The following is a 22,805-nucleotide window of genomic DNA, read 5'->3' on the forward strand; positions in this document are numbered from 1 at the left end:
CTTCTTCGCCCGCACGCCCGCTCCGGGATCGATTTCACAGGTTCCGGTTGCCTCCCTTGTTGACCCAGGTCAACAAGGGAGGGGTTGCACGGATCGTTCGGTGAAACGAATTCCGATAATCGCCATTCAGTCGCATTAAAGTTACAAATTCGAAAAAAGGCCGATTCTCAGGCTGCGAGGTAAAGGACGAATTCCTCTATAATACTCCTCAGCACGTTCTGGAACTCCCCAACCGGGGGAGCATGGCTATTTCATTGCATAAAATGTCATTACCAAACCCGTGCGCGACATGTGATTCGGCCTGCTAAACTCCGAGAAGCGACTCGACGGGAATTTGCAGAGCCTTTGAAAGTGTGCGGATCATAGCTTTGGACAAATCACGCTTATGGTTCATGATTTCCGAGGCGCGGCTTTTCCCTCCTACGTACTCTGCGAGGTCACTCTGGGTGAGTCCCATTTGTTCCAGTCGGAACCGGATAGCTTCCACAGGGTCAGGTGATTCAATCGGGAAGTGCTTTTCCTCGTAATCCTCGACCAGGGTCGCCAGAATTTCCAGCTCATCAATATCTGACTGCTTCGCGGCATCCATCAACGCGTCAATCCGTCGCAGTGCGCTTTCGTAGTCCTTCTTGGTTTTGACAGGCTTCAGTTTCATCTTTGCTGCTCCATCAGACATTCTGCGCATTGATTCCATCGTATGCTTTATGAGTTCCCACAAAACGAATGAATACTACCTTGCTTTTGAAGTGGACGTGAACCACTAACCGGTAGTCATTCCCTCCAATGTTGAAAACCACGCGTTCCTTCTTCAAGATGCTGGCCGTTCGGTAGTGACGCTTAATTTCGGCAGGGGTCTCCCATTGTGCTTTTTTCACTTCGTGGAACCATGATTTGAGAGGCTGTTCCGCATCGGGGTGTTTCACCCAGAAATCGGACAACGTCTTCCTTTTGATGATTCGCACCGGAAGCGAAGTTCCCAAAACGGGAACCTGTGTCAAGAACTTTTCAAATGATTTTCGCCAGGTCAGGATTGGCGCTCGTGATGCCCGTTAAGAGCCGTCACAGTTCCCTCATTCAGCGTTCGTAACCTGTCGCGTCCTGGCAGCATGACTGGACGCCTCAGAACTCGGGCGTCCTTGGTCGTTTTTGGACGCCGCCGCCGCGACCGGGTCCGCGGGGCAAGTCGCAACCAAGAAACTTCAGCGGTCTTGAGCGCGCTTCTCAGGACTCTTTGCTGAAATGCGACAGATCATGGAGGAGACAGTGGCGTCGCGCTGAAGTCGGCCCTAGCGCAGCGCCAGATAACTCAGGATGGCGACGCTTTGCGCCACAACGATGCCGGCAATCCAGCGCGTCTGCACGGTCAGCGCTTTGCCCACGCGAGCGTCGATTTCCGAGCGCAGCAAGACCAGAAATTCGCCAAAGCGTCGATCCAGTTTCAGATCAAAGTCAACAGATTGAGCCGCGAATTTGCGGTCCATGTCGTCGCGCAGACCGCCGATCTTACGGTCCATATCGTCGCGCAGAGCGTCGATCTTGCGGTCCATATTGTCGCGCAGACCCTCGAACCTGCGGTCCATGGCTGAGCGCAGGCTATCAATGCTGCGGTCCAGTCGGGCGCCAAAGCGCAGTTCCGCCGATTCCAGGGCCCTCAGCTGGATCGAGTCCGCTTGATCCTCAAACATCTGTTCCAGGTCCTCGGCCGCGTCGCCCAGCGTGTTACGCAGCCGCTGGCTTAATTTTGCCATATCGATTTCCCCCTGTCTACCATTCTATGGTCGCAGTGGGACTTTGCGTTCCGCAGAAAATCCGCTGAAGAACCGCGGCCGAGGCCAGGCCTTTGCCCGCCGCCAAAAAATGCCGTCTAACTCAAGAATTGCTCCCGCCAATGGCATATATGATTGAGGGCCCTTACCCCGGGAGTAAACCATGCAAACCAATATCGATCGTCTGACTCTGGCCGACTACCTTGCCGACGAACAGGTCCGAGAGCAGGGCCTGGACAGTCTGCTCCATCAGATTTCCTTCGAAGTCTGCGCCGATTTGTTCTATGGGCCGCGTAGCGAAGCAGTGCATGACGAAATGCTGTCGGCGGCCCTGGGCAAGCGTTGTCGGCAAATGGGCCTGCACATCCTGAATGCAAAGCGCTTCGTCCTTGATGTGATGAACTTTTTCGTTCGCGCCGGCGGGGCAGTGATTCCTGAACCGGAAGACTACAAGCCCTATCTCGACCAGTTGATTCAGCGCGAGTTTGGCGACATACACGTCGCCGATCAATTTCTCCTGGCGCAGGTCATGCATCAACGACTGCATCGCGACGCTGAGATTGATGCCGACGAGATCCTGCTGGACCTGCTTGAGCGGCCGCGCTTTCGCAAACTTCCGCCCGCGCGTGTTGCGTTGGTGATCAATCTCTACATGGATTACCTGGCAGAAATGGGCGCCCTTGGACTGGAATGAGCGGGGCCGGTGCTGTAGCCGGTCTCTAGTCATTCTGTCCGGGAGGTATCCAGCAACCGTTGCAGCGCAGATTCCAACGGTCTTAGCTCGTTCGAAACTATGTCCCAAATGATATCATCGTCGATTGCGAAGTATCCATTTAGATCCGCCAATCACGCGACACGAATCAAGTCCCTTTCTACCGTTGCTCGCAACGTCGCGGGAAGTCCGCCTTCCGTAACCAGGTCGACGGGCCCATCCAGAAGGGATTCGAGATACTCCCTCAGGTCAAAGTAGCCCTTAAACGTAGCCGGTCCGCTGAATCGGACCATAATGTCGATATCGCTCTCTGGCCGCGCCTCGTCCCTGGCCCAGGAGCCAAATAGCGAAAGCGCTGCTACTCCGAACTCGGTTCGGATTCGCACTCGACTATCCTGAAGCCGCCGAATGATCTCGCCCCGATTCAATCTTGACTCCGCGCCTGCCTGGCGCAAGGCCAGGTAACCGAGCACGCCAACGCTCTATGCAACGACCACGCCGGCAATCCAGCGCAACTCTGCGGATTCTAAGGCCTCTTGCTGCACTGCCTCGCGTTGCTCGGAAAACATCTGCTTCATATCCTCGGCTGCGGCGCCCGGTATGCTGCGCAGCCGTTCGCTGATTTGTGGCGTGAATGATCCCTCCTGTCCGGCAGCCAGCTGTGCGTCTGGCGCTGCTTGTTCCGCTGCGACCACCGTCCGCCCTCGAAAAGCGGCGCTCTGCCGCTTGCCAATCAGCTTGACTGGACCGGGGCGGCGGGCCCTGGTTTGGCCCCACGATTGCCATGCAAGCGGCCCTGAATTACGCAGTTCTCTACGGCGCACTGCAAGCCCTGGTGATTGCCGTATCGGCGGCAGTCCGACTGCCGCGGCAGCACGGGCGGCTGGCCCTGCTTTGCATGATGGGCGCGCTTGGCTTGTGGCAGATTCAAACGGCGATGGGTCTCTTGCAGGCTGAGAACGACGCCATGGCAATCATTTCCATTTTGCACTTTCCGGCCATGTTTGCCTACCCGGCAACGCTGAGCGCTTACCTGGGCCGATTGTTTTTTGCACGCTATCCGGCCAGTCGTGATCTGTGGATTGCGCTGGCGCTTGCCGCATTAAGCGGCCTCGCGCTTATCGTCTGTCTCTATACCACGCCGCCAGGCCTGGCCAGCTGGCGGGAGGCCGTGGTTGCTTCGCTTTCTACCTGCGGGCCGGCGATGGACATGCGCCTGCACTGGCTTTCGCTGCTGCCGCGCCCGCTTACGATTCTGAGCGGCGGCGGCGTGATGCTCGTTGCGATGCTGACTCGCTTCGATGATCTACAGCTTCGCCGGCTGCGTATCGGTTCTCTTGTTCTGCTGAGCGTTGCATTGATTGGCGGAGCGGTCAGTCAGATTGCCGTCCAGCGCTGCGAGATCCGCAGCAACCTGCACGCCTGGGGCGCCGCCCTGGTGACCTTTTCTGTGGCCGGAGTATTTGTGCTCAGTCAATTATTGAGCCGACTTCTAGATCCAGATCAGCAGACGGCGCGCAATCGTTTGCCACAGTGGGATTTTGACGAATCAAGGCTGGCAAAGATCTTGAAGGGCTTGATGGAGCAGGAGCGCATCTACCGGGTTGAGGGACTGAGCCTGCCTGCCTTTTGCGCAGCGGTGAGCGAGGAGGGCTTGCGCATCAATCCCAGGCAGCTTTCAGAGTACGTCAATCTGCGCCTGGAAAAGAACTTCAACGCCTTCATCAACGAGGCTCGCATCGGCGAGGCCTGCAAACTGCTGCGCGAGGATCGCAATCTCAGCGTGCTGGAAATCGCCATGCAGGTTGGCTTCAATTCCAAGTCGACCTTCAATGCCGCCTTCAAGGATGCCACCGGTCTGACGCCTTCAGAGTACCGCGCGGCGCCGGGCTAGCCTCGGACGGCGACCGCCGCCGCCCGAAGATTTCGCGCTACTTGCTCTTTGCCGACTGCGCTTGCTGCACGGCGCGCAGCAGATCGGTCAGCGAAGCGGTCGAAGAACTCATCAACGCATCGCGAAAGGCGTCTTCCTTCTGGGAGATGGCCTCGATTTGTTCGATGACTTTTTCGGCCAGCTGCTGCGGAATAAAAACCACGCCGGTTCCGTCGGCCACTACCAGATCGCCGGCAAAAACCTTGCAGCCGGCAATACTGACCGGGCCGTTGATTTCTTCCACCACGCTGCGCCATTTGCCGGTGATTGGCGTCACGTGGCTGGACCAGATGGGAAAGTCGATGTGGATGGAGTGTTCAATGTCGCGCACTCCGCCGTCAACTACGGCGCCAATGCCGCCCTGGCGCTTGCAGATGGTGGACATGATGCCGCCCATGGCCGATACGTTGGCCTGTCCTTCAATCACCAGGATATCGCCGGCGCGCAATTGGTTGGCGCCCTCGATCTCGCCCAGGTCGGAACGACCCTCTTTCAACAGCGTGGCCGGCGCCTCGCGCGCTGGCGTCTTGCGCACGGTGATAGCTGTGCCAATGATCGTTTTGCCGGCCATGGTTGGCCGCAGGATGCTGGCGCCCACTGCGCCATCCACGCCAAAGTTATCGAGCACATCGGCAATGCTGGCGCTCAGATCCTGCAGCTTTTTCAGTCGCCCAATGAGGTTGGCGTCGATCTGTGGCGGTCGCGGCCGAATCTTTGAGGGATCGACCAATCCGGTAGCCTGTGGTTGGTTGCTCATGCCTTGCGCTCCTTGCTTGCAGTGGTACAGTATTGAAAAGAGGCCCGCAAAACGCGGCCGACGATATCAGCCTCGGCGCGGTCGCGCGGCGCATACACCAGCGCGACATGCGGAATCTTGCGCCAGAAACCGCCAGAGGGCGCAAACATGTCGCCCCACTCCTTGCGGATGATAGTGATCAAATCGGGGATGGGCACAACCACATGCAGACTGCCGTCGTGCGAATGCAGATGCGCAAATTCGCCCCTGGCCCGCATCAGCTCGGAATTGCAGTTCTCGGCTGTGCAATTCTGGACGATCAGCGCTTCGGCGCCGGTCAATTCCCAGACGCTTGGCTTGAATTCCACTGTGCTGCGCTTTAGGTCGGCAATGTCTTCCATCTTTGTGAAACGCTTACGAAAGTACTCGCGCATTTCCGCCGAAGGCAGCTGGTCCAGTTGACGGTGCGGCAGTCCATGGACCATCGCCGGGCGGCCGCCACTGCGCATGGGAAAACTTTCCGGAAGCAGCGCCGGCTGATTGCCGGCCAGCTTTTGCAGCCGATTTGTGTTGCGCGCAAACTTTTCCAGAGAACCCCGGCTCAACTGCATGTAGCGCGTGGCCACATAGGCCCACACCGCAAAGGCATTGGTGCGCGAGGCGTAAAAGCGATAGTCAAGGATCGCCAGTATCAGGAGCGCAACCAGGGCAATGGCGCCCCACAGCGGATTCAAAATAAACAGGCAGACGATGCCTGCAACAAGCGACAGCATCAACAACCAGGCAAACAGCCATCCTACTCTCATATTTTCCCTCAGTCCTTAAAAAGTTCGCCATAGGGATCACAGTGGCTGCGATCGCTCCAGGGTCCAGAGCTGCGGTGAAATTCGACGACGCCGCCTGCGCGGCTGCGCAAATGCCTGATCCTTCCCTGGTAGTTCAGCTGAACTTCCATTGGACAGATATCGCTTTGCTCCACATAGCGCGTCTTGCCATCCGGATCGCGAAAGCGATAGGAGGTGATCTGCGATTCTTCCAATCGGGTCTTGAATTGAAGCGAAAAATCAGCGCCGCGCAGCGAGCTTTGCAACGCAGGGTAGGTTGCCTGACAGGATCCAGTCATCATACGCCACAGACTGGCGCTGGAGAGAACTTCGCCCGGTCGGCTGATGGTCGCCCAGCTCATCAGCGGCGAGAAGGGATCGGGGCGCACTGAAACAGTCTCAATGCCCCAGCCTTCTTCATCGCCGTCAAATTGCGGTGTACTGCTATAGTAAATCTCACGGGACAGACGAGTTCCCCACATATGATGCGGCGCGCCGCGGGCGCCGTCGAAATTCATGCGCTCCGAGCCCAGCGTGACGCTGCCGCGAGCCGTCGCCCTGGCGTCCAGGACGATATCCTTGCTGCCGCCAATTGGCAGTCTGGTCAGCCACAGCGGCAGCGGCTGATAGACGCCAAGCTCGCCCTCGATATGAAGATCCCAGCTCAGTCGGCCCTGTGGCGTCTCCACGGCGCCGACCATGCGCCCCGGACTCAGCCAGGCGTTTGCGCCAGCGGGCGGCCGGTCCTCGGCGACAATCTCAAAGGGCAGCATCAGAGCGTTGCAGGCATGTCGTTGCGGCCGGCCTGCTTCAAAGAAGGAGGCCCAGATAGCGCCAACCGGTCCCTGCCGCTTGCCGCGCACGGGATTCAAGCGCGTATAGCGCAGCCACAGCGCGCGTCCGCTGCTGCCATGGCTCAATACTATGTAGTAAGCCTCATAGCCCGGCGAACTTTCATTTACCCGCGGTGCAAAGGCATCGTTGGTCCATCGCACATTGCGCGTTTGCACTGCTGGCATGTCCTGCTTCCCCTTTTCGATTCGATGGCAGGCATGACGCTTGCGCGCATCCGGCAGCTTAAGCATGCCCTGTTTTCCCGATCCTGTCGTCCGAAATCGCGATTTCGGACGCCAGGCGCTGCACGCTCTTGCCATCAGGACGATGGTGCATCAATCTGATCGGCAGGCGATGCGCTTCGGCGTACAGCAAGATAGAATGGAAACGCCAGCAGCGAAGCCATCGCCGCCAGAACATAGGCCGATGCATAGCCCCATCGTTGCGCAGCGCCGCCCAGCACAGGTTGGAAAACAATTCCGCCCAGCGAACTCAAAAGGTTATCTGAAGACAGCACGGTAGCGCGTTGCGCCGAAGGAATCAGCTGGTTGAGGTACGCCTGACGCACGGGCATGGTTGCGGCAAAGAGACTGGCCCAGACGGCAATGGTTGCCAGCACGCCGTAAAAATTCTCCCAGAGGCCCATCAGCAAGAGCGCAAGCGAGGAACAGAGCGTTCCGGCCAGCAATACGGAACTGCGCAGGCGAAATAGCTTTCGAATCCAGGGCGTCAGTAAGCCGCCGCCAATTTGCGCGGCAGAGATCATTGTTGCCGCAAGACCGGCAATCGCATAGGCTTCGGCGCGACCGTAGAGCTGCAGCAAGTAGGGCTGCATGGCATAGAAGCCAAAGATGGCGACGCCCATTACAAATGGGCCAGCCAGCATGACCGGTCGAAGCGCCGCATTGCGCAAACCCTGCTCGATAGATTCATGGATGATGTGTCGCATTGCCTGCAGCATGGAAGAGTGCGACCTGGCTGCAAAGCCATGGTCCTGCATCAGCAGCGCCGCAACCACCAAGGCCGCCGCCAGAAAGGCGGTGCGCAGCAGGTAGGGTAGTCCAAGATCAAATTGTTGCGCCAAATATCCGCCGCTGAAGGTTCCGGCCAGCATGGCAACGCCGGAGGCAACCTGACCGCGGGCAAAGGCATTTTCCAGCGAGCCCTGGTAGCCGGCGTGGTTGAGCGCATCGACCAACCACGCTTCGGTGGCGCCCGAAAAAAAAGTGAAGCCAAGGCCAAGCAGCATCGAACTGAGCGCCCAGTAGACAAAGGGCGATTGCCATTTCCAGAGCAGCCAGTAGAGCGCCGTGCCAATGATCAGCGTGATCGCTCCCATCAAGAAAGAGGCGCGGCGGCCAAGCGAGTCGGCGACCACGCCGGTGGGAATTTCAAAGATTGCCTGACCAAGCGTGAAGAAGGCGTTGGCGGCGAAGGCCTCCGTAATGCTCAGCCCGGCGCCAAGCAGAAAGAGCGTGTTGATTCCCCAGATGAAGGCGCTGGCAAAAGTCGAAAGCAGCGTGATGGTTACATAGGTATTCAGCACGCGACGCGGCGAGACCGTGGGCATACGCCATTCAGCGGCCGGCCGCTGCCGATGGGCGATTCTTTTTGGCAGCTCGAAAGTCGCCGGGGCTCATGCCGGCCCGCTGCCGGAAGGCGCGGTAAAAGGTAGATTTTGAATCGAAGCCCACCGCCAGGGCGATAGAAAGCGCGCTGCGCTGTTCTTCGTTCTGCAGCAGGCGCTTTGCCTCCGCCACTCGAAAATCGTTTACGTAGTCGTGAAAGCTGCGCCCGGCGATACGATTCAGCAATTCGGAAAGCTGGTGTGCACTGAGGCCCAGCTCGGCGCCAAGACGCGCCAGACTCAAGTCCTCATCGGCATATAGTTTTTCATCCCTCATCAGTCGCTGCAAATCTCCCAGCACTCCCTGGGGATCGATGGCCCCCAGTCGGCTGCGAGCATAACGCCGCACTTCGCTGCCGACGGCGTCCAGCAGGGCAGGCTGCGCCTGGGCCAACCAGTAGGCGACAAACAAGATCAGCGGACCTTCGATACGCCAGAGCAGCAATCCGCTATGCCAGTGCAATGCCTCGGCAACTGTTCCCAGAAGGCCAAACTGGAAGATGATCATCAATTTGAGCTGAGGGAAGTAGCGCTGCGCCGCGTTTTTGCATTCTTGCATCGATGCATTGAGTTTCCACAAGATATAGCCGGAGTAGGCGGCCAGCGCCAGCGCGCCTGTCGCCGGAGCATAGCGGACGACATGCTGCGGAGCGACCAGAAAACCGGCGAAGGCAGACAGCAGCGGAGCGGCAAAATGCAGCGCCGCCCTGCGTCGACCCGCTTGAACCAATAAGATCGAGCGCTGAAAGTAGAAGGCGATAGCAAGGCCTATCATCCAGTTCAATGCGCCAACGGCAAGGCTAAGCCAGGGAGAAGTCATTTCAATCCTGGCCGATTCAGAAATGAATAATGCGGCCAGCAGCAGCAGCAGCGCCAGCAGGCCGCCACGATCGCGCAGTTCTCGGCGGCGCAGCGCCAGGCCCGCCGCCCAGACCAGGGCAAACAGGGCGCCGCCGATCAGCCAAACCTCAAGAGCGCCGAACACAACTCTGGAAATTGACACAGCGGCAGCGCCCGGCAACTCACTTTCCCCTTGCCGGCCTCAGGCCAGAGCGACGGCCGCTGTCTTCTTTTGCAGAAGCAAACGGAATGCGACCAGATGGGCCACGGCCATGGCCGGATTGAAGAGCGCTGGCACATAGAAGGCGGCGCCCAGCGGCACATGCAGAGTGATGCCGACGGCGTAGCCGTAAAGAAAATCGACCGCGCCAATCAGGTTGGCCAGCCAGGCCAGAGGGATGCCGAGAGACGATTGTCTGCGCAACGCGGCCAGTGCGCCAAAGGCCAGGCTGGCGGTCAGCAGGTCGCCCAGAGCCACGGGCAGTGCAAAGTAGCGCGGCAGCTCCGCGCCTATCACCTGGGGCAGAAGGAAGATCAATCCCAGATAGCGGAAGGCCTGCAAGATCAGCGGCGCCTGCAACGCCTGCGCGCGCGGCATAACGGTAAGGCGCGGCCAGAGCAGCCAGTGTGCAATCCAGCCATAGAGCATTGCCGCAAAACAAAATTGCCCAAGAACAATCGCAACTTGATAGGTTTCCATGTCTGCGATTCTGCCATAGTTTTGTATGACTGGCGACCCATGCTGTGCGCCGGGACTGCCGCTTGTGTCCCGCCGTATACCTTGCGACGACGTGCGACTCTGGTTCTGCTATGCTTCGGCAATGAATCTTACCGAAATCCAAATCAAGCTGGCCATGACCCTTGTACTCGTTGCGCTGTTACAAGCCTGGCTCGTGGTAGGTCGACGCTACCTGCAAATTACGCCGCTGCAACGCTGGATTCAATCTGATGCGGACATGATCCGAAGCCATGTCGACTTTCTGTTGATGGCGCTGCTGCTGCTCAGCTTCGCCCCGCTGGATGACAGGGTCCCGCCGTGGCTGATCTTGTGCAGTCTTGCAGGCGCCGTAAGCAATCCGCTGCTTTTTCAAATCCTGGCGATCCGCCCCCAACTCAGTCGAGCGCCGTTTTCGCCCTTTGGAATATTTTCAGCGCTCAGCTTTCTGACAGCGACTACAGGCTTTGGCGGACGGGCGGCGCTCCGGCTGTTTTTGTAGCCTGGGTATCCAGGCTGTGGCGCGTTTCTAAAAGATCTGGCGACGGTGCGCCAGGCGATTTGCACCCTACAACGTTGATTGGCCGCTCAAGCCGGCTGCGCAAGCAGCCCATTCATAGCAGACTGGCGGGTCGAAGCGGCAGTACGGGGGAGTACCGGTGCAGCGCTCAACGCAACCCGCAAGTAGAACGGTGCAAATTCCGCGAATCACACGGTCCTGCCGCCTTTTTTCGAGAGCCTCCAGTTGATCCGGTGTGCAGAGATTCTTCTCAAGCGATGGGGCGTCGGTTCGTAGCGAACAGGGAAGATCATCCGGTGATGAGCAATATTGGAAACTGGCGAGCGACAGTATTGCGGCCAGCGTGGATGGTCCGCAAAATAATAGTGGGAATCGCCCCATGTTGTTCGTTCCGAACTTCTACTTGCGTCGGTAGGCGGCAATTTCCTGGTAGATCCGGCCGCGTGCGTCATTGATTTCGCCCACCGGCTGAAACTCGCGCAGCGTATGCCAGGGATTGAAAGCGGTGCGGTGTTCGATTCCTTCCAGAGTCGCTGAGTCAACTTCGCGCTTCGGGAAAATCAACTCCGCAACTTTTTGCGGCGGGGCATCGCTCTGTGACCAGCTGCGCCGTTCATTGTCGTGCGGCGTGCGACGCTCATCGACAAACTTCTGCACACAAAAATCAAAGCGCGCTTCCTGGCCGCGCAGAAATGTGTCAAAGGCGCGGCTGAGCGCGTTGGGATGGTTGGTCGCTGGTTCGGCGCTCTTTTGTTTGGGGAGGACCATCCATTTACAGTAGGTATCGCCAAAGCGATAGGTGGTCATGCTGTAGTAGGGCAGGTCCAGCGGATTGGCGCAATCCACGCCCATCTTCGAGGCGTGCTTGAGCATCCCGATGTGCGAGTTGAAGGGATTAAAGAAGAATGAAAGCAGTTTCTTGTTGGCTACGGCCTGCGTCAGTTCGTAGAACTCCCTCACCGTATTCATGCCAAAGGTATGATAGCTGTTGAGGATGAAGTCCTGGCTGCTCTCGCCATTATCGTCCTGGTACAGTTTTTCGCCAGCTACATCGTAAACGCGAATGGCAAAGCCGCGCAGCACCGGTCCGCGGTCTTTGGCAACATCGGCCACGCCGTTGGAGAAGCGAAAGAAGGCCTTGTAACGCCCGGGCTTTGCAAAGAGTCCTACGGCCAGCTCCGGCGGATTTTGCGGCACTACAAACTCGCCCTGCGCCAGGCCAATGTGTTTGGGATGCAGCCCGCGCAGTTTGTGCTCACGGCGCGCGTCGCGCTCGTCCATTTTGGCGCGGATAAAGGCCAGCATGCGATCGGTATAGATTTGCGCTTCGGTTTGCGAATCGTTAGAGCTCATTGCCGTCGAGAAACGAGCCTGGCGCTTGCCAGGACAAGTCGCTTTTGGTGCAAGACCCCGCTCAGAAATGACTGCCGGCGGCAGCCAGAACGCAGGATTGCGGCGCCTGCCTGCCAATTCAGGCTTGAAGTGCTGCGCCTCTTTCCCAATTTCATTCTCATGAAAGTGTATAAAGCGGCTATATTGACCGTAGCGCTATTTATGTTGCTGGGCGCCGGCATCGTGAGGGGTCAGGCCCTGGACGCCGGGGCGGCGGAAAACCGGCGGCGTCGCGCAGCGGAAATCGAGAAACAGCAGGCGGAGATAGGCCCGCTTGAGCAACGGCTTATTGAGGCGGCCCAGAAGGGCGCCGTTTCCGAGGTGAACGAACTACTAACCCGGGGCGCAAAGGCAGAGGTCTTTGCCATGGGCGGCCCCTTTCAATCCATGACGCCGCTAATGTTTGCGGCTGCGGAAGGCCATACTGAAGTCTGCAGGCTGCTCCTGGATCACGGCGCGGCTGTCGATTCGATCTCTTATGATCCGTTTGTCACTGCCCTCCATCTGGCCGCCTCTTTTGGCCGGACCGAGACAGTGCGTTTGCTCTTGCAACGCGGGGCCGATTTCAACAAGATTGAGTACTTCGATGGCGGCACGCCGCTGTGGCGCGCAGCCAGCAATGGCCATCTGCAAACGATTCAAGTCTTAGAAGCCGCCGGCGCAAATCTACACTTCGTAACAGAGTATGGCAAGGACTCAACTCTGCATGCGGTGATCGGCGGTTCGGGCGATCTGGCAACCGCCCGCTACCTGCTGGAAAGGGGCGCCGCTGTCAATGCTCAAAACAGCGGCGGCGAAACCCCATTGTATCTGGCGATCGCCAGAAACAATCTCGATGTTGTTCAGCTCCTGCTGTCCAGCGGGGCCGATCGCACAGTTGTAACCCGCGGCAAGACTCCACTGCAATGGGCGCAGCAATGGCAACGTAGCGGAATGTTTGAAGTTCTGGAAGCGCCGCCTTTGCCTGGGCCACGATCCAATTTTTGATCGCCACAGCGGCGCTTTGCTTCGTCCAACAGGCTACCGGCAGTCTGGACCATGTCGCCGCGCGTCTGTCGGCGGCGCACAATGTGTCGGTCTGTCGAGGAGGCCCGGATGAGCACAGAGGCTCAATGGCGGGAGAATGCCCGAAGGCTGGTTCGTATTGCGGCCGCCGCTGCAGATGGCGCGTCTGCTCGGCGCATGTTACGCGCTCTGCTGGAGGCCAATCCCTGCCTTGCAGAGGAAGCGGCGCGCGTCCTGGACCGGCCGCTATGGATTTTACAGCAGCTGGCCGTAGCGGATCGGCGAACGCTTTGTCTATCGCTCGAAAAGCAGGCGGCGGGCGCGCTGCTGGCCGACGCGGCTGATGAGGCCGAACACCGCGACCTGCGCGCCATCCTTGCTGAAAGCATATCCGAAAACAGACTGAGTGAGATTGTCAAACACCCGGCGCCAGCAAGCGCTGCACCGTTCTTTGAACATTTTAGAAAACTATACATTAGAGGGGAACTGAGTTTTGATCCGGGTCTGCTTTTCGGGCAAGAATTTGACTGCCTGCCGGCCAATCCTTCGCAAACTCCGTGGCGGATTCTGTCGCTGGAGAGCAGCCTGGAGCGCGGCAGCGCAGCGGCGCTGGCGGTCCTTGGTCCGCCGGGTCAATCGGTTGCGCTCTGCTTGCAGCTGGGGCCGACGCTCCTGTCCAGCCAAATCGTGACGCCCGGGCCCGATGGGCTCGTGGCCTGCTCGCTGACCGCTCCCGATTTTGAAAAGCTGCTGCCGGTCGATCAACGCAATCGCAACATGATTTGCTTTCTCACGCTGCGTTCCCTGGATCGCGGCGCGCCAGGCGAAGCGCTGCTGGCAAATTTGCCGCTGCCGGTCGCGGCGGCGATGGCCGATGAAGATAGGCCGCGTCTGGCGCTGGTGATCGACGCGAGCAGGGAACAAAATGGCCGCCTGGCGTTTGAGGCGCGGGTACTGGAGGCGGATCATGGCATGAAGCTATTTCAGGGCAGCGGACGGATTAGCCTGCTTTGCCTGAAGTGCTGCGCAAGCCTGGGGCAGATTGCCTGGAGCGGCGGCCCGCTGTCAGGCGCAGAAACGAGCTTTGAGGGTTGCAGTGCGCACGGTCCCTTCCTGCTGCATTTCCATGGCGAGGGCAGTGAACGGAGCTGTTCGACCTTGCTGCCGCAGCGCCAGCCTCTCCCGGCCCCAACGGAGAACATGCTGCTCTTGCCGGAATCAATAAGTAGTGGTAAACAATTTACTGTTTTACTGAATGTAGATCGACCGGGCGCCGCACTCTATTGCCTGGAGCTTTCCCGGAGCGGCGCCATGGGCCAGACGATCTTGCAACAATTGCAGGACGGTCAACTCATTCCGCTTACTCTGGAGGCCGGCCAGAGGGCGGGGCGCTTCTTCACCGATCTGCGGCCTGGCGGAGATGCAGGCGCTATCGTGGGCGTTGTGCCATTGTTGTCCGGGAAGCGTCAGCTTGCGCTACGCGCGGACCTCCCTGGCCGCTACCGATTGACTGTCATCCATTTCGAGACGCAGGGCTGGCGCTGGGCTGCCGCTGATTTGCAATGCCGCGCTGCACTCCGGCTATTTTTGCCGCACAGCATCCTCAGCGGGGATCAAGTCCAGGCGCAGGTGATTGTACCCGACGGCGATTCAGAACGGGTTTTTGATTTTTTTGATCAACCGGTCGCGCCGCAGCAAAGCGCCGACGCCGATGGGCGCCGCTACGAAGTACTGGTGGATCGCGAGCATCCGGGCCTCAAGCTGGAAGACGCATCGGGCAATGTCTCAGTACTCAAGACTCCCTGCGTTGACGCCTTTGGCCCATCGGCGGCGTGGGCCCTGGCGCCGGTCAGGCCAGACCGCGGTCCGCCTGAGGGATGGCTGCCCTGCGATGGCGAGGCCCTGCTTGATTGTGGCGCGGCCATTGAACTGGCGGCGACGGAACTCTGGAAGTACAGCATGGCATGTGCAGAACAGGCATCGAGTCGACTCTTTGCCTTTCATGTTCTTCGATCAAGGGGCAGCGCCAGCATTGCCAGCGCGGACGCAGATGAAATTGCAGAAAGCCTTCATCGGCAATTGCGCCTCTACATGCAGCGCGAGACGGGGCTTTTCTCGCTGTGGGACGGCGCGCCGGCCAATCTTGCTGTGACGGAGCGCGTCCTGCGCAGTCTGGCGCCCTTTCGCGAAAGTCCGGGCGCTATCGGCGCATTGTACCGCGATTCATTGCAGCTCTTGCAGCGCAATGGCACGGCGACGCCCGCCCTGGCCAGCCTGGAGGAAAAACCGCGCAGCGCTTCGGAATGCTTTGCCAGTTTCTGGGAGCGTTTCTGGCGTTCGCCAGAGGCGCTGACCGGCGAACTGCGGCGCTGGCTGCCAGCCTTGTTGGCCGACAACGCCCCGGAGCAATCCGGCTTCTGGTCCGGGACAGATCGTCTGGCGCCGCTATTCGTTGCCGCCATGCTGCTGCCGCAAAGCGTCATTGAAGTCGCTGCTGCGGCGCGCCAACCTGCACAGTCGGGCTTCATGCAGCGGCTGCGTTCCTGGCTTGGCCTCGCTGCGCCACGTGGCGATGACAATAGCCGGCGCAAGCGCAAGGTCAGCAACCCGATGACGCAACCTGCAGCCTTTGCCAATCGTTTCTTTGTACAAGGCGGCGCCCACCTCTTTGGCGCCACGACAGGCAGCGTGCATCTCTTACAGGCCTTACTGGCTCTGGAGCGCTGCGGCCTGCATGAGCTACGATTCTGCAAGCTTCAATCGCCTCTCATGCGGCGTTTGCAGACTGCGGCGCCGCTGAGCGGAGTGCGCTGGCGACTTCCGCCGCAATCCTTGCAGCGCGGTCGAGAAACAATCGTGGGAGTCAGTGTTTCTGATCCGGCCCTGCGCCTCAACGGACTGCTGGAAGTTGCCGTTCCCGCCAGCTGCGAGATCGTTCCAGATTCAGACGGTGCACCCGCGGCCGGCGGAAACTTGATTACCATCCCCTTGCGCAATCGGCAGAGTGCGACGCTACGAATTCGCGCGCGGCTCCGCGGCAGGGCGCGCCTGGCCATGCGCGTCAGTCATATGTACAACCCGCTCCTTCACGAAATCAAGGAAGCCGACCTGAGTACACGATAGATGTGAATTCTTGCGTCCGTTTCCTGCTGGCAAAGATCTGAGTCCAGGGCCCGCCCCATTTTCTACTGGCCGCGGCTGAGCTTGCTGCCAGGCCGGACGCGTGGCCAGAGGCATGCGCAATCCTTATCTGATCCTGGCCAGCGTCGCCGTCGGGCTGTTCATGGTGGTGATGGACGTCACCATTCTCAACGTGGCCCTGCCCACACTGGCGCGGCAGATGCAGGCTTCTCTTTCCCAGATCCAGTGGACGGGTATCGCTTATACGCTGACGCTTACCGGTCTGGTCCCGGTATTTGGGCGCATCAGTGATGTCATTGGACGCAAGTTCCTGTTTATCAGCGGGCTGCTTGTGTTTTCCTTTTCCAGTCTGGCCTGCGCCGCATCGCCAGGCATCTACTGGCTGGTAGCGGCGCGAGTTTTGCAGGCCTCCGGCGGCGCGCTCATTTCCAGTAATACCCTGGCGATCATCACCGACACTTTTCCGGAGGGACGGCGCGGCCTTGCCATGGGTCTGCAGGCGATCTTGATCAGCGGCGGCGCCGCCCTCGGACCATCGCTGGGCGGCTTTCTGGTGACCAACTTTGGCTGGCACGCAGTTTTTCTGATCAACGCGCCCATTGGCCTGCTCTCCGCCGCTTTTGCGCTCTGGATTCTGCCGCCGCTGCGCGCCCATCGAAATCCCGAGCCAATCGATTGGCGCGGGGCGGCGCTGCTGGTGCTGGGCCTTGGATCCTTTCTGCTGGGCATTACGCGCGGTCCGGAATGGGGCTGGCAATCGCCGCTCATAGTGGCGCTGCTGCTCTTCGGTCTGGGCGGGTTGATTCTTTTTCTGTGGCTGGAGTCCCGGCTGGCCTTTCCTCTGATTCATATGGATTTGTTTAGGATCCGCGCCTTTGTCGCCGGGCAATCGGCGGGACTTTTTGCCACCATGTCGCTGGGCGCACTGCTCTTTCTGTTGCCGTTCTACTGGCAGGATCTGCGCGGCTATTCGGCGCAGTCCGCCGGTCTTTTGATTCTGCCGATGCCGCTTACCTTGATGATTGTTGCCCCGCTGGCGGGCCGCCTGAGCGACGCGCTGGGTACGCGCGGCATTGCCACCGCCGGCCTGGCGTTGATTGCCCTTGCGTTTGCACTATTGCGTTCCATCTCGGAGACCAGCAGCGCTGCACGCGTCGTTTCTTACCTGATGGTGTTTGGCGCTGGCTACGGAATGTTCATGGCGCCCAACAACAATGCGGTGATGTCATCGATTCCGCCCGCCCGGCGCGGCATTGCCGCCGGCTTACTGGGTATGTTTCGTTATATCGGTCAGAGCATGGGCATAGCCTTCTCCGGCACAATCTTTGCCATGGCCGGCGGCTATCTGTTGCCGGAGCAGGGAAATACAGCGCACTATGCCGCTGCATTCTTGCGCGGCATGCATCTGATGGCTGCGGGCGCCATACCGCTGGCAGTATGCGGCGCCGTATTATCCTTTCTGCGCGGCGGGAAGAGCGAGCCCAGCAGCGCAAGCGGCTGAGCTAAGCCATCTTACTGCGCACGCTGTCGCGGCGCTGGCGGCGTCGGCCGGGGTCGTAAACTGCGAGCGCTGCTCTGCGTCGTGCGCGATTGCAGCAATTGCACAACCTCGGCGTGTCCGCGGCTCTCTGCCAGTTGCAGGGCCGTCCAGCCGGAGATCTGCAGCGATGCATTGGCCCCTGCATTGAGCAAGATTTCTACACAATCGCGGCGCCCGCTGTAGGCCGCCAGCTGCAGCGCAGTCCAGCCCTGATAACCTGCGTCGGGATTAGCGCGTCGCTGCAGAAGTCCCTCCAGCGCTTGCGCTTCGCCTGCATAGGCGGCGCGTACCACCTCGTCGTTTAGACTGTTGTCGTATCCTTGTGGCGTCGGTTCGGGCTGCTCATGGTCTTCTTCCGGCGGCGGCGTCGCTTCAGGATTGAAGAAGATGACGCGGTATTCCAGAGTGCGCGGCTGACCGTCGACGCGCAAGGTCTCGATCTTCACATCCACAGCAAGCTCGTCGCTGGCAGCAGCGCCAGCGCGCGGAATGTCGCGCACAAACCAGACCAGGGGTGCGGCGCCCGGCTCGCGTTCCACTCGCAAGGCGCGGCCAGCGGCGCGGACACTGATGCGTGCGCCAGTATAGTCGGCGCGTTCCCCGTAGAATTCCACCGACCACGGATAGGACGCATCGCGGCCCATGGCGTTTGGCACATAGCCCGGCGGCGGCCACTGCACAATGGTCTTGCTTTGCTCCTCGCGCCAGCCGCCAAGCACGTACAGTGCGTTGGCGCGTCGCGTGCTGCCAGTTCCAAGTTTCAACTGTTGCGGATGCAGCGCCCAGCGCCGATGGCCCACCCCCTGCACCCCGCTATCTGTTACATAGGCGTCGATGGCTGACGGACCGACGCAACCCAGGCACAAATTCGATGAGCCCGCGCCCTTCTTGCCATCCTCGGAAAAGCAGGGCCAGTTCCGGGGCGGATTGTGGCTCAGGTCATTGCGCGCTTCCATGATCAGCGCCGCCTTCATTGCCAGGCGATTGAGTTCCTCATCAAATACAATGACTTCTGATACGCCGGCCATCCTTCGATAGAAGCGCAGCACGCGCATTGTGGCCTGATCATAGGCCTCGCTGTTCTGACCGGCGCGACAGCCATTTACCGATCCTGTCCAGGCGTTGGCGATCTGGCGAAAAGGGATGTACTCGTTCCTGTAAAGTGCGGCTACTGCCGCGCGATTGTTATGATCCAGAGCCAGGCCGCTGCGCGCGCTCTGGGCGAACAGCGAGTCGGCCGAGCGCAAGGGCGGCGCCTCTCCCAGTCGGCGCCCGGCGCTTTGCGCCAGAATGCCTGCAGCGCCAAGCATTGCCAGCAGCAGGAGAATGCGACGAGGCCGATCGATGTGCATGCCTGAATGGACGAAGCCGCGGCCTGCGGGGCCAGTAACTTTTTTTGATAACATGCTCGATGCCCGCGGATTCGGCATAGCAGATCCGGCGCGGCGCTGGCCCTTTCCTTGCTGAAAAGACTCGACTGCCACAAGCCCATCGGCAATCTTCTGGCTCGCCGCCGGCGACCTTTCCGGGACTGGCATGCGTCAAAGGCAAGAACCGCCGCCATCAGAGGAGATCGCAGATGAAGTTACGAATCGTCGCTATCGTATTGATTTCTTGTGCCAATTTGCTTCTGGCCCAGCCGCAGGCGCCACAGCCAGATTTTCGTCCGGGCGTACAGTCACTGAGCCTTCGTCCCGGCGGCGATGCGGCCTTCAGCGTGCAGGCCTTGCTGCCGGCCCGCACCCATCTCTACATCCGGCACGTCGATGCGCGCAGCTTCAATATCGTTACCACATTTAGCGCCGTAGAGCGCGGATTTCGCGTCGATGTGGAACAGGCGCCGACCGGCGAATTGAAAGACCAGGACTACGTACTGGAAAGCCGCGGCGCTGGCCAGTCCGCTGGCGAGTATCGACTGAAACTATTTGAAACGCTGGGCCGTGCGCCCGCTGCGCGTCCGATTCCCGTAACCTTGCTGATCAAGACCCAATTGTGCAATTCAGCCACCAACGTTTGTTATCGGCCCGTGGAGATCCGCAGAACCTTGCAGGTTACGGTATCCGGCGAACGGCAGGTGCGCGGCGTGGAGCGCGCCATTGATACGATTCAATGGGCGGCCAGCTATGACCAGGCGCTACAAAAGGCCAGAGCCAGCGGACAGAACATCTTTGTCTTGATTACCGCGCCAACCTGGTGCGGCTATTGCCAGCAACTGGAACGCAATGTGATGTCCAAAGCGGCGGTTGCAACGGTCCTGAACGGCAAATTCATCCCGCTCAAGGTGCTTGATTCCAGCTCCGATCTGCGACGATTTCAGTTTGATGGCTATCCGACGATGCTGGCAGTCTCCTCCGAGGGGCGCGTCCTTGCCGAAGTGGGCGGGCGCGATGAACAGAGCTTTTTAAACTCGCTGCGCCAGTATGAACGCACGGCAGGCGGAAGCGATCCCGCGCCCGCCAGCGGCGCCAGCTTCAACTATACGGCGTCCATTCGCGGCCGCTTTGTTCAGAATGCCGAAGGCTGGTCCGGCACAGTGGAGGGCGCCGCCGGCCAAGAGAGCTTTCGCGAAATTCGTCGCGACGAGTCTTACGTAGTACTGCAAAATACGCGCAGTCAGGAGTATCTGGCCATTCCCCTGCGCGGCGGCCAGGGCTTTATCTTCCGCGATCAGAGCTGGCAGCCCTATATGCAGGTGACTCCGGCAAACTGATTGCGTCGACGCTGGCGCCCCCGCAACGGTCGGAAATAAGATTGCTTCTCTTTCGCGGCGGGGGCCCTCTGACTCCAGAGAGGATCGTCATGAGCCAGAGCGTAGCCGAAAGACCAGCAGCCGTGGAGGAGTCGCCCGCCCAGCAGGCCCAGCGCCTGGAGCGCGTCTTCCGCTTGCAGAGCGAGCGCCAGTACCATGTGGCCCGCAGCACCGTCAAAGAGCGGCGTCAGAAGCTGAAGCGCATTCTGGACTGGATCTACGCCCACCGCGATGACATCCACGCCGCCCTGCAGTCCGATTTTCGCAAACCGTCCACCGAAACGGACTTGTCTGAAATCCTGGTAGTCACCAGCGAAATCAAGCACGCCCGCCGCCACCTGGCAGATTGGATGCGGCCGCGGCCAGCCGATGCGTCGCTGGCATTTCTGACCACCTCGGCCAGCGTACAATTTGAAGCGCGAGGCATGGTGCTGATCATTGCTCCCTGGAACTTTCCCTTCAACCTGACCATGGGCCCGCTGGTTTCGGCCATTGCCGCTGGCAATTGTGTGATCCTGAAGCCCTCCGAGTTCAGCCCCGCGACCTCCGGATTGATCCAGCGCATGGTTGAGGAACTGTTCGAAGAGAACGAGATCGCCGTCTTTCAAGGCGCCCGCGAAACATCAGAGATGCTGTTGGACCGTCCTTTCCATCATATCTTTTTTACGGGCAGCCCGGCCGTAGGCCGCATCGTTCAGGAGAAGGCGGCCAAGCATCTGGCCACCGTCACCCTGGAACTTGGCGGCAAGTCGCCGGCCATCGTCGACAAGCATGTCAACATGGACGACGCCGTTAAGAAGCTGGTCTGGGGCAAGTTCATGAACAATGGCCAGACCTGCGTGGCTCCGGACTATGTGCTCTGCCATGCCGATCGTTACCAGGAATTCCTGGAAAAGATGTCGGCGCAGGTGAAGAAGTTTTACGGCGATACGCCAGAGGAACAAAAGGATAGCGAACACTACGCGCGGATCATCAGCACCAAGCACCACCGGCGGCTGGCGGATATGTTGCAGGAAAGTCTGAAGGCCGGCGCACGTCTGGTTTTTGGCGGCGCTGTGGATGATAGCCAGCGTTACCTGGCGCCCACGCTGCTGGCTGACGTTCCGATGGATGCGCCAGTGATGCGCGAAGAAATCTTTGGACCAATTCTTCCGGTCCTGCCTGTGCCTTCGGTACATGCGGCGGTGGAAGTCATCCGTCAAAAAGAGAAGCCGCTGGCGCTGTATATCTTCAGCAGCAAAGAAAAGAACGTACGCTTTCTACTTTCGGAGACCAGCTCCGGCGGCGCCTGCGTCAATGAGGCAGTGATTCACTTTCTGCATCCCAATCTGCCTTTTGGCGGGGTGAACTTCAGCGGATCGGGCAACTCCCATGGCTACTACGGCTTTCGCGCCTTCTCCCACGAGAAGTCTGTATTGCGGCATCATCGCTTTGCGCCGCTGAAGCTGCTTTTTCCGCCCTATACGCCGCTGGTGCGTAAACTGGCTTCGATCATGGTGCGCTGGCTGTAGGCCGGCGCCGGCGCTTCGCGCAGCAGGGCGCGATTCTGCTGAGAAACTGCAATCCGCCCCGCTGACGCTTGCGACCGTCAGCGGAGCATTCTGAGCTCAAGGCAATGCAGCGTCGGCCTCCGCCGGCGTCTTGATGCGCGCAGTGGCGCCCGCTTTGCGTCGTGCAACGACCTCTTCGAAAACGCCGTCGTAGTCTCTGTGATTGGTGCCCATGATTCGATCCCAGAAATTGAAATAGAGCCCGTAGTTGCAGTTGGAGCGGGAGTGATGCATGTTATGATGCGTGGAAGTGTTGAACCAGCGCGTTATGACGCCGCGCGTCCATCCGGATGGGTAGAATTCGTAGCCGCTGTGCGCCGCGACGTTGAGCAGCATGGCATAGGCGGCGTGAATCAACACCGCCGAGAAGTGCACAGGAACGATCAAGGTAAATACCAGCAAATAAGCGGCCTCCAGTACCGCTTCCAGCGGGTGAAAGGCGTAGGCGGCAAAAGGACTGGGATTGCTGGAAAGGTGATGAACGCGGTGCACGTACTTGAACAGCAGGCGGTGGTGCATGGCTCGATGCGCCCAGTAAAAGTAGGTTTCATGCCAGACGGTTAGCAGCGCCAGCGAGACTGCGTACCAGAGCCAGCCATGGCGTTCCACATCGCGGTAGATGGCGCCGATGCCAAGTTTGGAAAGGACCACGCTGAGCAAAGCAACGCTGGCAAAAATGATCAAGGTGCTGAATGAATAGCGAATCTCCGTCCAGATCCGCTCTGCTGCGGGCCACTTCTGCTGGATGCGAGCCGGCCAGAATGTGCGACGCCCCAGCACCCAGAGAGTCAGAAAAACCAGACCGGCTACGGGATAGTAGCGAATGAAGTTCATGAAAAGCTGGAAGCCGGCAATGGTCGCCAGACAGTCGGCGGAAAGATCGCAGGATAAAATCTGTTGCATGGGGCGAGGATAGCACGA

Annotated in this window: 22 protein-coding genes; 8 read left to right on the top strand and 14 right to left on the bottom strand. The window is 59.5% G+C overall.

The annotated features are described in order from the left end of the window. Positions 1–304: 304 nt before the first annotated feature. The 3 genes from K1X75_17760 to K1X75_17770 form a co-directional block, all read right to left on the bottom strand. Positions 305–655 carry a helix-turn-helix domain-containing protein gene (locus tag K1X75_17760; GenBank protein MBX7059912.1) on the bottom strand — a complete coding sequence of 117 codons (351 nt, stop codon included), beginning with the start codon at positions 653–655 and terminating at the stop codon, positions 305–307. 13 nt (positions 656–668) lie between these two features. Beyond that, complete coding sequence (locus K1X75_17765; protein MBX7059913.1) at positions 669–962, bottom strand: type II toxin-antitoxin system HigB family toxin; 294 nt, start codon at positions 960–962, stop codon at positions 669–671. Positions 963–1,286: 324 nt separating this feature from the next. Next, entirely contained in the window at positions 1,287–1,748 is a 462-nt protein-coding gene (locus tag K1X75_17770; protein MBX7059914.1) for an apolipoprotein A1/A4/E family protein, read from the bottom strand. A 181-nt stretch (positions 1,749–1,929) separates the two neighbouring features. Between K1X75_17770 and K1X75_17775 the strand changes: the two genes are divergently transcribed. Next, on the top strand, positions 1,930–2,460 hold the full coding sequence (locus K1X75_17775; protein ID MBX7059915.1) for a hypothetical protein: 531 nt from the start codon (positions 1,930–1,932) through the stop codon (positions 2,458–2,460). Positions 2,461–2,612: 152 nt separating this feature from the next. Here K1X75_17775 and K1X75_17780 read toward each other — a convergent pair whose 3' ends face one another. Then, on the bottom strand, positions 2,613–2,864 hold the full coding sequence (locus K1X75_17780) for a nucleotidyltransferase family protein (GenBank protein MBX7059916.1): 252 nt from the start codon (positions 2,862–2,864) through the stop codon (positions 2,613–2,615). Between the two features lie 96 nt (positions 2,865–2,960). Continuing rightward, on the bottom strand, positions 2,961–3,173 hold the full coding sequence (locus K1X75_17785) for a hypothetical protein (GenBank protein ID MBX7059917.1): 213 nt from the start codon (positions 3,171–3,173) through the stop codon (positions 2,961–2,963). 89 nt (positions 3,174–3,262) lie between these two features. Between K1X75_17785 and K1X75_17790 the strand changes: the two genes are divergently transcribed. Continuing rightward, positions 3,263–4,372, top strand: a complete 1,110-nt coding sequence (locus K1X75_17790; protein ID MBX7059918.1) for a helix-turn-helix domain-containing protein — start codon at positions 3,263–3,265, stop codon at positions 4,370–4,372. A gap of 37 nt (positions 4,373–4,409) precedes the next feature. Here K1X75_17790 and K1X75_17795 read toward each other — a convergent pair whose 3' ends face one another. The 6 genes from K1X75_17795 to K1X75_17820 all read right to left on the bottom strand — a co-directional run bounded on the left by K1X75_17795 (position 4,410) and on the right by K1X75_17820 (position 9,972). Beyond that, entirely contained in the window at positions 4,410–5,168 is a 759-nt protein-coding gene (locus K1X75_17795) for a hypothetical protein (protein ID MBX7059919.1), read from the bottom strand. Beyond that, on the bottom strand, positions 5,165–5,953 hold the full coding sequence (locus tag K1X75_17800) for a hypothetical protein (protein MBX7059920.1): 789 nt from the start codon (positions 5,951–5,953) through the stop codon (positions 5,165–5,167). Before K1X75_17800 ends, K1X75_17795 begins: the two co-directional genes overlap by 4 nt. Positions 5,954–5,961: 8 nt before the next feature. Further along, positions 5,962–7,056, bottom strand: coding sequence for a hypothetical protein (locus K1X75_17805; GenBank protein ID MBX7059921.1), 1,095 nt, complete (start codon positions 7,054–7,056; stop codon positions 5,962–5,964). 68 nt (positions 7,057–7,124) lie between these two features. After that, positions 7,125–8,375, bottom strand: coding sequence for an MFS transporter (locus K1X75_17810; GenBank protein MBX7059922.1), 1,251 nt, complete (start codon positions 8,373–8,375; stop codon positions 7,125–7,127). A 7-nt stretch (positions 8,376–8,382) separates the two neighbouring features. Further along, positions 8,383–9,435: an AraC family transcriptional regulator gene (locus K1X75_17815; GenBank protein MBX7059923.1), complete on the bottom strand. Its 1,053-nt coding sequence runs from the start codon at positions 9,433–9,435 to the stop codon at positions 8,383–8,385. 39 nt (positions 9,436–9,474) lie between these two features. Beyond that, positions 9,475–9,972: a hypothetical protein gene (locus K1X75_17820; GenBank protein ID MBX7059924.1), complete on the bottom strand. Its 498-nt coding sequence runs from the start codon at positions 9,970–9,972 to the stop codon at positions 9,475–9,477. 121 nt (positions 9,973–10,093) lie between these two features. Between K1X75_17820 and K1X75_17825 the strand changes: the two genes are divergently transcribed. Next, complete coding sequence (locus K1X75_17825; protein ID MBX7059925.1) at positions 10,094–10,489, top strand: hypothetical protein; 396 nt, start codon at positions 10,094–10,096, stop codon at positions 10,487–10,489. Between the two features lie 417 nt (positions 10,490–10,906). On the opposite strand, the gene K1X75_17830 is transcribed toward K1X75_17825, so the two are convergent. After that, entirely contained in the window at positions 10,907–11,860 is a 954-nt protein-coding gene (locus K1X75_17830; GenBank protein ID MBX7059926.1) for a hypothetical protein, read from the bottom strand. Positions 11,861–12,019: 159 nt separating this feature from the next. On the opposite strand from K1X75_17830, the gene K1X75_17835 reads away from it, so the two are divergent. The 3 genes from K1X75_17835 (at position 12,020) to K1X75_17845 (ending at position 17,546) form a co-directional block, all read left to right on the top strand. Next, positions 12,020–12,886 (top strand): ankyrin repeat domain-containing protein, encoded by an 867-nt coding sequence (locus K1X75_17835; protein MBX7059927.1) that lies wholly within the window; start codon positions 12,020–12,022, stop codon positions 12,884–12,886. Positions 12,887–12,994: 108 nt separating this feature from the next. Further along, positions 12,995–16,027, top strand: coding sequence for a hypothetical protein (locus K1X75_17840; protein MBX7059928.1), 3,033 nt, complete (start codon positions 12,995–12,997; stop codon positions 16,025–16,027). A gap of 112 nt (positions 16,028–16,139) precedes the next feature. Beyond that, on the top strand, positions 16,140–17,546 hold the full coding sequence (locus K1X75_17845; GenBank protein MBX7059929.1) for an MFS transporter: 1,407 nt from the start codon (positions 16,140–16,142) through the stop codon (positions 17,544–17,546). Positions 17,547–17,557: 11 nt separating this feature from the next. Here K1X75_17845 and K1X75_17850 read toward each other — a convergent pair whose 3' ends face one another. Beyond that, positions 17,558–18,991 (bottom strand): ankyrin repeat domain-containing protein, encoded by a 1,434-nt coding sequence (locus tag K1X75_17850; GenBank protein MBX7059930.1) that lies wholly within the window; start codon positions 18,989–18,991, stop codon positions 17,558–17,560. Between the two features lie 173 nt (positions 18,992–19,164). On the opposite strand from K1X75_17850, the gene K1X75_17855 reads away from it, so the two are divergent. Together K1X75_17855 and K1X75_17860 are read left to right on the top strand one after the other, a co-directional pair. Then, on the top strand, positions 19,165–20,295 hold the full coding sequence (locus tag K1X75_17855) for a thioredoxin family protein (protein MBX7059931.1): 1,131 nt from the start codon (positions 19,165–19,167) through the stop codon (positions 20,293–20,295). Positions 20,296–20,384: 89 nt separating this feature from the next. Next, complete coding sequence (locus tag K1X75_17860) at positions 20,385–21,845, top strand: aldehyde dehydrogenase family protein (GenBank protein ID MBX7059932.1); 1,461 nt, start codon at positions 20,385–20,387, stop codon at positions 21,843–21,845. Positions 21,846–21,941: 96 nt separating this feature from the next. Here the strand turns inward: K1X75_17860 and K1X75_17865 are convergent, their stop codons facing one another. Then, positions 21,942–22,787 carry a sterol desaturase family protein gene (locus K1X75_17865; protein MBX7059933.1) on the bottom strand — a complete coding sequence of 282 codons (846 nt, stop codon included), beginning with the start codon at positions 22,785–22,787 and terminating at the stop codon, positions 21,942–21,944. Positions 22,788–22,805 lie beyond the last annotated feature (18 nt).

The sequence above is a fragment of the Leptospirales bacterium genome (assembly GCA_019694655.1).
Classification (GTDB): domain Bacteria; phylum Spirochaetota; class Leptospiria; order Leptospirales; family Leptonemataceae; genus SSF53.

Excerpts from the sequence above, each read along its gene's own strand:
- K1X75_17760 (MBX7059912.1), bottom strand. The coding sequence starts at position 655 with ATGAAACTGAAGCCTGTCAAAACCAAGAAGGACTACGAAAGCGCACTG.
- K1X75_17790 (MBX7059918.1), top strand. The coding sequence starts at position 3,263 with ATGCAAGCGGCCCTGAATTACGCAGTTCTCTACGGCGCACTGCAAGCC.
- K1X75_17775 (MBX7059915.1), top strand. The coding sequence starts at position 1,930 with ATGCAAACCAATATCGATCGTCTGACTCTGGCCGACTACCTTGCCGAC.
- K1X75_17810 (MBX7059922.1), bottom strand. The coding sequence starts at position 8,375 with ATGCCCACGGTCTCGCCGCGTCGCGTGCTGAATACCTATGTAACCATC.
- K1X75_17820 (MBX7059924.1), bottom strand. The coding sequence starts at position 9,972 with ATGGAAACCTATCAAGTTGCGATTGTTCTTGGGCAATTTTGTTTTGCG.
- K1X75_17840 (MBX7059928.1), top strand. The coding sequence starts at position 12,995 with ATGAGCACAGAGGCTCAATGGCGGGAGAATGCCCGAAGGCTGGTTCGT.
- K1X75_17805 (MBX7059921.1), bottom strand. The coding sequence starts at position 7,056 with ATGCTTAAGCTGCCGGATGCGCGCAAGCGTCATGCCTGCCATCGAATC.
- K1X75_17855 (MBX7059931.1), top strand. The coding sequence starts at position 19,165 with ATGAAGTTACGAATCGTCGCTATCGTATTGATTTCTTGTGCCAATTTG.
- K1X75_17845 (MBX7059929.1), top strand. The coding sequence starts at position 16,140 with ATGCGCAATCCTTATCTGATCCTGGCCAGCGTCGCCGTCGGGCTGTTC.
- K1X75_17830 (MBX7059926.1), bottom strand. The coding sequence starts at position 11,860 with ATGAGCTCTAACGATTCGCAAACCGAAGCGCAAATCTATACCGATCGC.
- K1X75_17865 (MBX7059933.1), bottom strand. The coding sequence starts at position 22,787 with ATGCAACAGATTTTATCCTGCGATCTTTCCGCCGACTGTCTGGCGACC.
- K1X75_17835 (MBX7059927.1), top strand. The coding sequence starts at position 12,020 with ATGAAAGTGTATAAAGCGGCTATATTGACCGTAGCGCTATTTATGTTG.
- K1X75_17795 (MBX7059919.1), bottom strand. The coding sequence starts at position 5,168 with ATGAGCAACCAACCACAGGCTACCGGATTGGTCGATCCCTCAAAGATT.
- K1X75_17770 (MBX7059914.1), bottom strand. The coding sequence starts at position 1,748 with ATGGCAAAATTAAGCCAGCGGCTGCGTAACACGCTGGGCGACGCGGCC.
- K1X75_17800 (MBX7059920.1), bottom strand. The coding sequence starts at position 5,953 with ATGAGAGTAGGATGGCTGTTTGCCTGGTTGTTGATGCTGTCGCTTGTT.
- K1X75_17825 (MBX7059925.1), top strand. The coding sequence starts at position 10,094 with ATGAATCTTACCGAAATCCAAATCAAGCTGGCCATGACCCTTGTACTC.
- K1X75_17860 (MBX7059932.1), top strand. The coding sequence starts at position 20,385 with ATGAGCCAGAGCGTAGCCGAAAGACCAGCAGCCGTGGAGGAGTCGCCC.
- K1X75_17850 (MBX7059930.1), bottom strand. The coding sequence starts at position 18,991 with ATGTTATCAAAAAAAGTTACTGGCCCCGCAGGCCGCGGCTTCGTCCAT.